Genomic DNA, 12,939 nt, shown 5'->3' with positions numbered 1-12,939 from the left:
AAAAGCGTTTAAACTCTTCTGGATTCAAATTTTTTACTTTTTCGTAAGTCATTGTTTTTCTGAGTGTTTTACTTTATTTTACATAATCAGTTCCTATTTTTGCAGGAGGTCTATTGAATACAATCTCAAAGAAGAAGACGGAACAAATCAGGAAGAAAAACGAAGGGCTCTCTTGGGTTTGGTGGGTAAAATGTATTCCAAGATACAGTCTTCCTAGCGAGAGAGTGGAACGAACCACAAAGACACAAAGGACACAAAGATCGATCGATCCTCTGTAAGTTAAACTTATCACACAGAACCTAGAAGAGCCAACGAAGCCGCTTGTTTTTAAAGGAAAGTTGCTCCCATGTCTTTTTACCATACTGAGAACTGAGTGACTATCGAATCGAGATTTAATATCTTTTCCTTACCACCATATACATTAAAAGTTTTGTGATAAGTATCTGGATTAGCGATAGACGTGACAATCACTTGTGCTAAATGACAGCGGCTAATTTGGTATTTTATGGACATCTTGATCTCTCCCTGTTGAATTACCAAAGCTGTAGGGCTAGTCGACCAATTATGAAGTAAGCCCGCTTGAATAATCGTATAAGGTAATCCACTTTCCTCTAAATAAGTTACTTTGTCTCGACAAGCTGACACGATACCAGGTTTGATCAGATCGAGTAAACCTATTAACCAAGATGGTTTACGAGTTCCTAGTGTTGTTAACAAAACAAATTGATTAACAAAACCTTGTTTTTTCGCCACATCAACGGTATTCACTAAACCTTGATAAACGACTTTACGGATTTCGCTAGAACTAGAGAAAAACCCCCGTCCTCCCAGACCTCCTGTAATATCAACCGTATAAATTAAGGCTTGTAAGTTAGGTGAAAGAGATTGTTGTAGGGATTCTGGGCGAGTAACATCGATTGGAACGATATCCACTCGATCACCGAAAAGAGAAAAAGCTTTAGACGGAGTACGCGCTCCTACAACACAAGGAATTCCTTTTTGTATCAGTTGCTTAACTACTTCTTTACCTGTCCCTCGGGTTCCGCCGATGACCATAACTGTTGGTTTAGACATACTCTCTTCCTCAATTTCAAGAGTCTAATTAAAAGCTTTTAAGTATCTTAACTAAGGTTTACATCCTGTCACGATACTCCAATAACCGAAAGTCGCTTTAACCTCAACCTCGATAAACCCGCTCTCTTGTAGCATGGCGATTAATTCTTCCCCTGAATATTGTTGTCCTTCGATAACGACTTGCATAGCCAGGTTATAGGACGCTACAGTGAGGGGCGAAGTCTTTCGCTCGTCAAAAAGCATTTCATGAATAATAATTCGACCACAATACGATAAGCTTTCAAAGCTTTTTTTCGTTAAATAACGTCCCTTTTCAGGTAACCAATCATGAAAAATATCTGAATAGAAATGGATATCTGCGTCGGGAAATGGATCTTGCCACATATCTCCACTACAGGTTTTCACTTGGTCTTGAACGCCGTAATACTCAATGAACTCTTGTGCAACTGGACAGATGGGAGGTTGCTCGAAGATAATTGCTTGTAAATTCGGCCATCGCCAGATCGCGCCGATTGCGTGCGCTCCCGATCCTCCTCCTATATCTAACATACGCTTGTGCCTTGATAAATCTAGCACTTCGGTCCAAGCGAGAGCCGGTGCCATACTGTGACCGTGCATTCCATAAGTAAAAGTACGTGCTAACGCTTCTGTTTCTTTGTGATTCTCGAAAGGACGATCACTTTGATACAACTGAGGAGAATTCGTTAATACCGCTTTTTTAAAGCCTTCGTAGGAAAACGTAACGTATTGATTAGCTAACATGAAATCCAGCATCCCACAAAAACTAGTGGTGCTACTGTCTAGTAGATAATCCTCAGCAATGGTGGCAAGAGAGTAACAACCGTCTCGGCTATTTAAAATTTCTAAACCCACTAAGACTCCTAGTATAGCTCGTGCCGGACGAGCTTCGATTTTTAGCTCCTCGCAAATTTCTGCTAGTGAGCGAGGTTTTTCCGCTAAGAAGGGAAATAGTTTTAACTCGTGGGCAATCAGTATTGTCCTTTGCCCCGCATTTCCCAAGATGATATCCCATAGTTTTTTATCATCGGTTCGGGGTTTTTTGAGGGTAGATAAGGCATTAATCTTCATGGTAATTCTCTCAAAATATGCAAGCGTTTAGTCCAATTTATTTCTTTTGAGCGAGGAATACTCCATAACGCACACGATTCTCTTTATATCCTTGATCCATGAGTTTAAAATCTTGAACAAACTTAAACCCGCGAAATCCAGTTTTTAAGATATAATTCCAGAATTTTCTGTAGAAATTCGCCGGAGCAATTGACCAAGTTTTAGCAACTTTATCTGACCAATCCTCTTTCAGAATAATGTTAAAGCCAGCGTCTTCTAAAGCTCGTGCGTAGTAATCAATGGTTGGCATATAAGGTAAATCCAGTGCTTTGCAAAGTCTTTTGTATTTCTCGGCATCTCGGTCTGTATACTCTTCATGTCCAGAACACCAGGTTGCTAACATTAAATAACCATTGGGTTGTAGTACCCGGTTAGCTTGTTGCAAAAACAAGGGTTTATCATAAAATTGTTCACAACTTTCTAAAGACCAGACTAAGTCGAAGGAGCCATCGGGAAAACTTTTAAGGGAGTGGACATCTTCCACTTGAAACTCAACGGTATCGATTCCTTTTTGTTTGGCTTTTTTTCGAGCAATCTCGACTTGTTCGGGACTTAAGGTGACACCGTTTACTACGGCGTTTAACCGCTGGGTAAGATAAATACTTGTGACTCCCATGCCACAACCCGCATCGAGAATACGTTTAATTTCACGTCCATCTACCAAATCGATCAGTTTATGCGTTAGAAGTTCTTGAGCTTCAAACAATGTCAGGTTAGCCCCATCATCAAAGTAGCCATGATGAATATGGGGACCCCAAGTTTCATCAAATGTGTAGGATATTTTGTCCCAAAAGTTGGTGAGAATTTGAATCACTTGATCTCGATCTTGTAAATAAGCTTCAGACGTAGAAATTTTCATGATTTTACTTCCTTTTTGATTGAATGAAAATGGACGATAGTGATGAGAAAAATAAAACTGCTAATCAAGGCTGTCGTCGATTATTGGCAAGTTTCCTGAGATTGAACTAGGCATTGTTGAATTATACGTGCTAACCTGGGAAAATTGGCTTTATTAAATAAAGTGAAATGATGTCCTGGCACGTAATGATTTTCGATAGCTTGAGAGGAGAAGTGGCTCCATCCATCGCCTAAAAGATCGTCTGGAATTTGATAGTTCAATAAGCGAATTAAGCTTTGAGGGATTTTTTGTTCTGCCCAGAAGTAAGTGATTTTTCCTGGATAAATTTCTTGAGGAATATAGTCGTGCAATTCACGAAAATTATTCATGGCTACTTTTAAAAGACTAGAATTGAGAAAATCATCAGGTATGGCAATTCCACTCGGATCGGACAACAATTTTTTAACCACATAATCTAATCTTTTGTGAGGTTTGATTTGCTTTAACTCATTAAACCAACTCCTTTGCTTTTTGTCAAACATTAGTCCTATCATTTGCCAGATTGCTGCTAATAGTTTCGTATCCTCTATGGCAATATTTTGATAAGAGATGGGAGGAAAACTATCAATTAGTCCTAAAAATAAAACTTGATGTCCTTGTTTTTCAAATTGAAGAGCCATTTCAAAAGCCATATTTCCACCATAGGAATAGCCCAATAGAAGAAAAGGCCCTTTATTTTGAACGGTTTGAATTAATTTCATATAATATTGAGCCTTTTCCATAAAAGTAAAATGTCGCTTCTCTTCTAGGAATAAATTAGGATCTTCTAATCCATAAATTGGCTGTTCTGAACCCAAGTAATTCACTAGATTTAGATAGCAGAATACATTACCTCCCGCTGGATGGATACAAAAAAGAGGACGTTTGTTTCCCTTCGGTTGAATTTCAACTAACGAAGCATTGCTCGCTCCTCGTTCGCCAGATCTGGCCTGTTCGATCATTAAAGCCAAAGTGGCAACTGTTGGGCTTTTCATCAGTTGGTTTTGATTTAGCTGAACTTGAAACTGCTTATTTAACTGAGATATAAGTTGAATAGCCAGTAAAGAATCTCCTCCTAAATCGAAAAAATTATCTTTAACATCAAGCGACTCCAATGCTAAACTTTTCTGTAAGATAGTGATCAGTAAATTTTCTAAGTCATTATAAACAGAAGCAGGAGAGTTAGCCAATTTCTTGTTTGACGAAGAAATACTAGGAGTGGCTGTAATCTCCTTAGAGTCTTGAATGCTTACAGCTAGTGGAGCAGAAGACTTAAAATCGAGCCAATAACGCTGGTAATCGAAAGAATAAGTAGGAAGCTGAAGGTAACGACGTTGCTCTCCAGAATAAAATTTTTCCCAATCGGGAGAAACGCCTGCTAACCATAGTTGCCCCAAAGTCATCAACAAATGTTTAAAACTATCTTCAGTAACAGTTATTTGCTGTCCTCCTGGCTTGGGAAGGGAAGAAAGAAAAAGGTGATTGGATGAACTCGCCATTTTTTTAGCTAATTGGCTCAAAGTAGCTCCTTGTCCTACCTCTAAGGCAATTATATCGGGGTTTTTTAATAACTGTTGCACACCTTGGGCAAAATAAACTGTATGGCGCAGATGTTTCGTCCAATAATCAGGATCTACTGCTTCTTCAGGAGAAAGCCAACAACCAGTCACGTTAGAAACCACAGGAATTTTTGGTGGGTTGAGGTTAACGCTTTTCACTTCAGATGTAAACTCGTCTAAAATCGATTCCATTAGGTGGGAATGAAAAGCATGGGAAGTATTAAGGCGGTGATAAAGCGTGTTTCGAGAGTTGAGTAAGTCTGCCAAACTCTCTATAGCCATAACATCGCCTGAAATGACACATTGCTGAGTACTGTTAATAGCGGCTAGGGATAGTCGCACTTCTAGAGAGCTATTCTCCTGATTCCACCGTTCGATCAAGCCTTGGATTTCCTCGGGCGCTAGGTAAACTGCCAGCATCGCTCCAGTTGGACATCCTTGCATCAGTTTCGCCCGTACCGTAACTAGACGCAAGGCGTCTTCTAGAGAAAAAACCCTGGCTAGACAAGCCGCCACGTATTCCCCGATACTGTGACCAATCATCATTTGAGGTTGTATTCCCCACTCCATCCACAACTGCGCTAGGGCAAACTCGAAGACAAAAAGAGCAGGTTGGGCAACGACTGTTTGCTGTAAAAGGTTCACCGCTTTTTCTTGCCAACAATCGGGGTAAATAACTCGGCGTAAATCAAAGCCTAATAAAGGTTGGAGAATCTCGGCGCATCGATCAAACGGCTGACGAAAATCTGGTTCATTGCGGTATAAATCTAACCCCATGTTGATAGATTGTGTTCCCTGCCCCGGAAACATAAATGCGAGCGGCCTTTTTCCTTCTACCTTTGACTCGCAGGAAGTCTCTTGCGTCATTTCTATCCTTCGTCCGCTTCCCTGATCTAGATGTCGGCAGAGCATGATTCGTCGATAGGGAAATACTTGACGACCACCACTTAAGGTAAAAGCTACATCTGCGAGATCGATATTAGAAGAATGCTGGTGTAAATATTCCGTCAATTTTACGGATGTTCGTTCCAACGACGTGGGAGTTTTTGCCGATAGGACAAGCAGTTGCCAAGGGCGTGAACTAGGTAGAGAAGGAATCGTAGGGGCTTCTTCTAAAATGACGTGAACATTCGTGCCGCTCATGCCGAAAGAGCTAACTCCCCCTAGACGAGATGGCTTGCCGGATGGCCAGGGCGTTAGCTCGGTAGGAACTTTAAACGGTAGTTTATTCCAAGGAATATAAGGATTAGGCGTTGTCAGATGGAGATGGGGAGGAATTGCCCTATGCTGCAAAGCCAGTACCACTTTCATGAAACTAGCTACGCCTGCCGCTCCTTCTAGATGACCAAAATTGGTTTTCACTGAACCGATCCATAAAGGATTGTCCTTCGAGCGATTTTTTCCTAAGACGTTGCCCAAAGCACTCACTTCTATGGGATCTCCCAATACTGTTCCCGTCCCGTGAGTTTCAACATATTGAACGTATTCGGGTTCAACTCTAGCGGTCAAAAGAGCTTGGCGGATCACAGCTTCTTGGGCTAAACCATTGGGAGCGGTCATGCCATTGCTCGGACCGTCATGATTGGTAGCCGAACTCCGAATTACAGCAAGGATAGGATCTCGATGCGAGATCGCTTCTTCGAGACGCTTGAGTACAACGATACCGCACCCTTCTCCCCTGACATAACCATCGGCCGATACATCAAATGTCTTACAACGATCAGTGGGAGAGAGGGCTTTTAGGGCACAAAAGCCAATGGTATTTTCTGGCGATAGCATTAAATTAACGCCGCCAGCTAGGGCGAGATCGCTTTCTCCAAGGAGTAAGCTTTTACAGGCAAGATGGATAGCTAATAAAGAGGAAGAACAGGAGGTATCGATCGCCATGGCCGGTCCTTGTAAACCTAGTACATATGACAAACGACCAGCGGCGATGCTTTTAGAATTGCCTAGACAACTATAGGGAGTGATGCGTTCTGGAAAGCCACTATTAATAGTTAATCTCGCGTAATCATCAAAACAGATACCGATAAATACACCAGTTTTACTCCCTTTTAAACTTCCGGGCGGCTGTCCGGCGTTTTCTAAAGCCAAGTAACCAACTTCTAGAATTAACCGTTGCTGGGGGTCCATCTGGACGGCTTCTAAAGGCTTGATATTAAAAAAAACAGGATCGAAGTGATCGATTTGTTCGAGGAAACCTCCTTGTCGAGTATACATTTTTCCAGGTTGGTCTGGTTCAGGAGAGTAGTAATCTTCAACCCGCCATCGTTCGGGTGGAATCGTTTGGATTCCATCTTTGCCCGTCTGTAAGAGGTGCCAATACGCATCTGGATTGTTCGCTCCTCCTGGAAATCGGCAATTCATTCCAATAACTGCGATTTTTTCGAGATTATTTTCCATTTTCTTGCCTGTCCTTCGTTAATTCTTCAGCTAGTAAAATAGCAACCTCTGTTTCGTTCAAAGATTGCGAACTCTCATTTCTCGTTCTTGTAAACGGTTCTGCGAAATTAGTCAATTCCTTCGATAGATATGGGTGATGGACTTGGGTGGGTTTGATTGACTGTTCATAAACTAAATAATTAGCTAATGATTCAGGAGTGGTATAGTTCCAGATAATCATGGGTTCGACAGGTTTGTTTAGCAAAGTTTCTAGATCTTGTGCCAACTCTACTGCCATGACCGAATCCAATCCGTAATTAGCAAATGATTGGCTTTGATCGATCAAGGAGACACTGATTTTCAATTTTTCGCTTAACCAGAGTCCCATCCATTGGATTAGGAATGCGAGAGTGGGATGGTTTTCTTGGGAAGTCTCTGCCACGGTCAAGCTGTCAGGATGTACAGCAGGTGTTGGCTGTAAATTGGCAACGAGCGGTTTACTTCCAATTTTCAACCATTCATCTAATTCATGATCTTCTCCTGCCAGAGTTTGTTCAAGATACCCGATAGATTCTCGATAATTACCGATCTCGTTCGTTAATGTTTGGTTACTATGGATAAAAGCTTCATTAGTTTTAAACGTTAGTGCTTGATTGAATAGGGTGTCGAAATGAAGTTGACTCCAGTGATAAGCCTGAGCTAAAGATGTGGAGGGAGAATGGGATTCGACTCCAATGACAGTCGCTTTGAGAATAGCAAAAGTGGCTAATTGACCGATAATTCCATAGGCCCATCGCGAAGCTGTTGTCGCGTCAGCGAAAGGAGCATGATGGTTAGTAGCGCGATCATAAATCTCTCTTGCCGCAACTTGTAAAGTGGCAAATTCCCTGGGCGCCTTGAAAATATCACAGATCAATTGTTGGAGGGCTTCGCTTTTGTTAATTAGGCGAGAGCCTAAAAACATTTGCAAGGTCTCGGTGGGACCTTCAAAAATTCGCATTAACCTCGCATCACGCAAGATTTGAGGGGCGATATTTGTGTCGATATAGCCCCGCCCTCCAAGTATTTGTACTAAATCATCGGCCGCTTTCCATAAAAACTCGGTTCCCGATATTTTACACGCAATATACGCCTCTTCGGGAACCCGAAACCCCCGATCAAGCAACTCGGCAATTTGGGAAATCAATCTCTCTGCTAGCACAATAGAGGACGTTAGATCGTTCAACTTGGTTAAAGTAATTGGGTTATCTAATAACCGACCCGTTGCAATAGTGCGTTTAGAGGCGTAGCGCAGGATTAATTGGGCGCACCGCTTCATGCCGCCGACACTAATCGCTCCTAAACCTAAGCGGCCAAACATCATGGCATCTTGAGCTACTTCCATGCCATGAGTCAATTCCCCTAAAAGATTATCCATGCTAACGGGTACGTCATTGAGGTAAATTCTGTTTTGAACCATGCCTCTCATACCCATCGTTAGAGATTCAGATCCTTGCTCTAGTCCTTCTGTTCCTTGTCGTACAACAAACCCAGTAATTCCTAAAGGCTGTTGGCGAGCATCTTGTAGTTGGACGAAGAGATTAATGCTACCCGCCCATGAACCGGAGCCGGTCCAAATTTTGTTACCTCTTAATCGCCATTGTCCATTCCCACAAGGAATAGCCCTAGAGGATAGAGCCTGGGGCTGGGAACCTGCGCCTGGTTCAGTAATCGCAAAGGCCGCTAATTCTCGTCCTTGAGCGATCAGGGGCAACAGGTCGTCTTTGACGCAAGCTTTTGCGTAATTGACAATCGGACGAGTTCCTAGGGCATGATTGACCCCGACGAAGGAAGCTAGGGTTAAGTCGATCGCACCTAGTTGTTGGAAAACTCGCAAGGTATCTTGATAACTGAGTGACAATCCCCCGTAATACTCAGGTATTTGCATCCCTAAAATGCCTTGATTGCCTAAATCCAAAACGACATAAGGAGGAATACAACGACGCTCATCTATTAAGCGCGAGTTTAGTCTTTTGCTGGCGTATTGGCGTAACCATTCGATAATTTTCTTGGTGCGTTGATCGCTTCTTTCGCTAGGTATTAAACTGTTCGAGGTAGAGGAGGCGGGCAACTCTACTCTCCCTCGAACCGTTGCTTGAGGATACAGGTAATTATGAAAGGAAGGGGCGGCTGAGAGCTCCTCTGTCCTGGAGCTAATGTCTTCTGATGTCGTTTCTGATAACACTTGCCAACAACCTACACTGTTCAGGCTGTCGGTTAAATAAGCGGAGCGACAAGCACGACGTTGAATTTTACCACTGGAGGTTTTGGGAAGACTAGCGGTTGATAGTAAGGAAATACCGTAAACCTGTAGTTCATATTCTTGCCATACACAGCGACGGATAGATTCCATGACTTCATCGACTTTCAGCTTTTTGAGATACTCGCGTTTTATCTCCTGAATAACGATCAGTCTTTCAATTCCATCAACTTCTATGGAAAAAGCCGCGCCGCAGTTTGGACGAAGTGCTTCATGGCTCTTTTCAACAGTTAGCTCTATATCTTGAGGGTAATAGTTGCGTCCTCGAATAATAATTAGATCTTTGAGCCGTCCCGTAATAAACAATTCCCCATTTTTGATAAATCCTAAATCTCCCGTGCGAAGAAATGGCCCTTCCCTCGTATCTGCCAAGTAAGCATGGAAGGTTTGCTCGGTCTCTTCTTGGCGATTCCAATACCCTCGAGCGATGCTGCTACTGGCAACCCAAATCTCCCCTACTCGTTCGCTCGCTTGCCGAGTCAACCTTTCCGGATCGGTGATGACAATTTGGGTTTCTAGCCACGGCTGCCCACATCCCACTAAATGCTTAATCTGTTTGGTATGGCTAGAAGCTTCGATAACCTGATCTTGTTCTAGCTTGTCGGCATCAACGGAGCAATACACGGGTTCACGGGTGACTAACCCTCCTGAAATCATGAGAGTGGCCTCTGCCATTCCATAACAGGGATAAAAAAACTTGGCTTGAAAACCACAACTTTGGAAGGTTGCAGTAAATTGTTCCAGGGTTTCTCGGCGTATGGGTTCAGCTCCGTTATAAGCACTCTGCCAGCTACTCAGGTCTAGAGTTTCTTGTTGTTGAGGCGTAATTTTACTCGCGCATAAGTTGTAACAAAAGTTTGGACCACCACAGTGGGTCGCTCGATAATAGGAGATGGCTTGTAACCAACGAATCGGTTGTTGCAAAAAACTCACCGGTGGCATCAAGACTCCTAAAAACCCGGTATAAAGAGGCTGGAGAATTCCATCGATCAATCCCATATCATGAAAATGAGGCAACCAAGTAACGGATACACTTTTAGAGTTCAGAGCAAACGCCTGCTTAATAGACTCTAGATTGTGCATTAAATTACTATGGCTGATCATCACCCCTTTTGGCTTTCCTGTAGAACCTGATGTGTATTGTAAAAAAGCTAATGTATCCGGATTAATAGAAGGAGTTTGCCATGGGGTTGCTGGCTCGCTATCATCGAGGTCGTCGGTAGTTAAAATTTCTACACTCTTGAGATGAGAATCTTGGCTTACAAGTTTTTTGACTTTATCTAATTCTGATGTGATAGTCAGGATGATTGTTACCTGAGCATCTTCAATCAAAGCTTCTAATCTTAGATTATTCTGATTATTTCGCGGTGGATAAGCTGGAACGGCTACTGCTCCCGCGTATAAACAGCCCAAAAAAGCAATGATAAAATCTAAACCTGGGGAATAAAGCAGAAGCATTCTTGCTCCACTTACCCTATCAGATTGGAGGCGGCTGGCTAAGGCTTTTACTCGTTCTTCTAAGGCTTGATAAGTAAGGGAATAGCCTGGAATTTTTCCGTCAGGTAAAAATGTATAAGCGATTTCATCAGGCTGATGAAGAGCACGATTGTGCAAAATATCAATGAGTGTCATTAAACCCAATGAATTCGACTCCAATGGCTGTTTTTTGTTCATAATATTGCCCTCATTCAAGAGTAATTGTTAACTACATCTATCAATCGCGGTTTCGTCGTATCATCCACCCCAATCCCAATCCTCCAAAGATTAAGATGCTAATTGGAGAGGCAGATTCGGGGACGGACGCAATATCTAAACGAATAATTTCACCCTGTCCAGCAAAAGTACTGCGATTGGCGATATACAAATCTCCGTCTGGACCTAAAGTGATAGAATTTGGCGCGATTAGAGTCCCGTCAGCATCAATTACGGCTGTGCGCTGTCCATTAGGGGCAACTTGAGTAAGACGACCAATTAATTGATTATTAGGAGAGAGTAAAGAATTAACAGCGTATTCTAAAACGTAAAGGTTCCCCGATCGATCAAACTCTATACCTGTTATTTGGGTAAAACCATCTGCATAGATTTCCGGTGCTTGGCCGGGAACGATACGATAAACACGCGCTCCACCTTCTGGAAAAGGTACTCCCGTTAATTCTGAAACATAGTAAGCACCATCAGGACCGAGCGCAACGCTTGTTGGAACCGCCTCCATAACGATTCCATTTACTAGACGCGTGTCGAATGTAGTTACTAAACTTAAATTTCCGAGTGCGTCAAATTCAAAGAGATCGTTAGCCCCTGCATCCACCACTAGGGTTTTGTTGTTATCTAATCGTTTTAAACCGTAGGGATTACTGATTAACCCTCGCTGATCGGGGTTATTGGTTTGTTCGTAAGTGGCCAAATCAGTGCTGAATCCGCCTTGTTTTTGCCAGTTACCGTTGATGTCTGACGAGTATTTGACGACTTGACCCATATCCGAGCCAGGTGAACCTAAATTCCCTCGCACAGATGGATTAGAGGCAAAACCGATCGCAATCAACAAATTTCCCGCTTCATCAAAAATGATATCGTGAGGACCGATAGCCGGTCCATCACTGCCATTAACAGAGGGAAGAGGCGCGCCTTGAGGGTTTAATGTTAAAGAGGGTAGTCCCGTAATAATTCGCTCCTGAATACCATTTTGTACCCTGGTTATCGCCCCAGTTTGACCAAAAACTAGCTCTACTCCTAACTCAGGACCAATAATTGAGGGTCCTGAACCACCCCTCCCTGCCTCTGCCACATAAAGAGCTTGATTTCTGTCAAACGCTATCCCCCTTGGGTTGTTTAAGTTGTTAGCAACTACGGTTGTATTGACTAACGGACTAGCTTCTACTCGCTTCGGAGCCACGTTAAACAAGAAGAGGGTTAAAATTGTCAAGCTTCCGCTAATTACTGGTTTAGTTAGTAACATTTTTATTTTCTTTTGGCTCTTCGGTTTGTGTTATGCAATGGACGGGGGTTATAAGGGATGGAACCCTTATAGAGAATTACAGAGAATGATTGATCCTATGGATCATCTTTTTTATGGAGTTCTCATATAGAAAGGCATTTAGCGATTTTTGTCATATCTAGAGCGAAATAATCAATTAAGTCTCTTACCAGATAAGGATTTAGTCGATTTATGCCCCCCTATCGAACCATACCAAGTAACGAAGAACCCTTCTTTTGAACTTTCAACTCCATAAGTACCTAAGCAAAATTAATTACACATATCTAGTATAACAGCAACTTCTTGACAAATACACTATCCCACATTCCGCACCCTAGTCTTTGAAATCAAAAATTGCTCTAGCCCTTGTATAGTAAAACTTTTAGCGATTACTAAGAATTATGAAGTGTCACACTCTAGTAGCAGCAATTCTCATTTTAAAAAGTAACAAGTGATACAGACAGAAACAAAGCTTTAAGCAAGCTACAAAATGCGCTACCGCGAGTGCGACTGCATCGCAGAGAAGTGAGTATATAGAGTATTTATACTCAAAATATTTGAAAGATGGGAGAAATCTAGAACAAAAGTTCTCTACATCAGAAAGAGAACCAAATAAAAATTGATGATTGTTGTCTGTTGAGGTAAA

The 12,939-nt window shown here is 42.3% G+C and carries 6 protein-coding genes; all 6 read right to left on the bottom strand.

Annotation, left to right across the window (positions count from 1 at the left end):
* Positions 1 to 354 precede the first annotated feature (354 nt).
* The 6 genes from H6F92_RS04565 to H6F92_RS04540 all read right to left on the bottom strand — a co-directional run bounded on the left by H6F92_RS04565 (position 355) and on the right by H6F92_RS04540 (position 12,275).
* Entirely contained in the window at positions 355 to 1,074 is a 720-nt protein-coding gene (locus tag H6F92_RS04565) for an NAD(P)H-binding protein (protein WP_002765201.1), read from the bottom strand.
* A 51-nt stretch (positions 1,075 to 1,125) separates the two neighbouring features.
* Positions 1,126 to 2,163 carry a methyltransferase gene (locus H6F92_RS04560; protein WP_190356933.1) on the bottom strand — a complete coding sequence of 346 codons (1,038 nt, stop codon included), beginning with the start codon at positions 2,161 to 2,163 and terminating at the stop codon, positions 1,126 to 1,128.
* Positions 2,164 to 2,200: 37 nt separating this feature from the next.
* Complete coding sequence (locus tag H6F92_RS04555; protein WP_002765197.1) at positions 2,201 to 3,061, bottom strand: methyltransferase domain-containing protein; 861 nt, start codon at positions 3,059 to 3,061, stop codon at positions 2,201 to 2,203.
* Between the two features lie 80 nt (positions 3,062 to 3,141).
* Entirely contained in the window at positions 3,142 to 7,041 is a 3,900-nt protein-coding gene (locus H6F92_RS04550) for a type I polyketide synthase (protein ID WP_190356932.1), read from the bottom strand.
* Positions 7,031 to 10,993, bottom strand: a complete 3,963-nt coding sequence (locus H6F92_RS04545) for an AMP-binding protein (protein ID WP_190356931.1) — start codon at positions 10,991 to 10,993, stop codon at positions 7,031 to 7,033. The genes H6F92_RS04550 and H6F92_RS04545 overlap by 11 nt, the downstream gene beginning before the upstream one ends.
* Before the next feature lie 40 nt (positions 10,994 to 11,033).
* A complete protein-coding gene (locus H6F92_RS04540; protein WP_190356930.1) occupies positions 11,034 to 12,275 on the bottom strand; it encodes a ScyD/ScyE family protein in 1,242 nt (413 codons plus the stop codon).
* Between the last annotated feature and the right edge of the window lie 664 nt (positions 12,276 to 12,939).

It is taken from the genome of Microcystis wesenbergii FACHB-1317 (assembly GCF_014696875.1).
GTDB lineage: Bacteria > Cyanobacteriota > Cyanobacteriia > Cyanobacteriales > Microcystaceae > Microcystis > Microcystis wesenbergii_A.
Note: the sequence above shows the minus strand (reverse complement) of the source record. Positions and strands in the feature narration are given on the sequence as shown.

Bases quoted from the DNA above. Each gene is read 5' to 3' on its own strand.
- H6F92_RS04565 (WP_002765201.1), bottom strand. From the start codon at position 1,074: ATGTCTAAACCAACAGTTATGGTCATCGGCGGAACCCGAGGGACAGGT.
- H6F92_RS04560 (WP_190356933.1), bottom strand. From the start codon at position 2,163: ATGAAGATTAATGCCTTATCTACCCTCAAAAAACCCCGAACCGATGAT.
- H6F92_RS04555 (WP_002765197.1), bottom strand. From the start codon at position 3,061: ATGAAAATTTCTACGTCTGAAGCTTATTTACAAGATCGAGATCAAGTG.
- H6F92_RS04550 (WP_190356932.1), bottom strand. From the start codon at position 7,041: ATGGAAAATAATCTCGAAAAAATCGCAGTTATTGGAATGAATTGCCGA.
- H6F92_RS04545 (WP_190356931.1), bottom strand. From the start codon at position 10,993: ATGAACAAAAAACAGCCATTGGAGTCGAATTCATTGGGTTTAATGACA.
- H6F92_RS04540 (WP_190356930.1), bottom strand. From the start codon at position 12,275: ATGTTACTAACTAAACCAGTAATTAGCGGAAGCTTGACAATTTTAACC.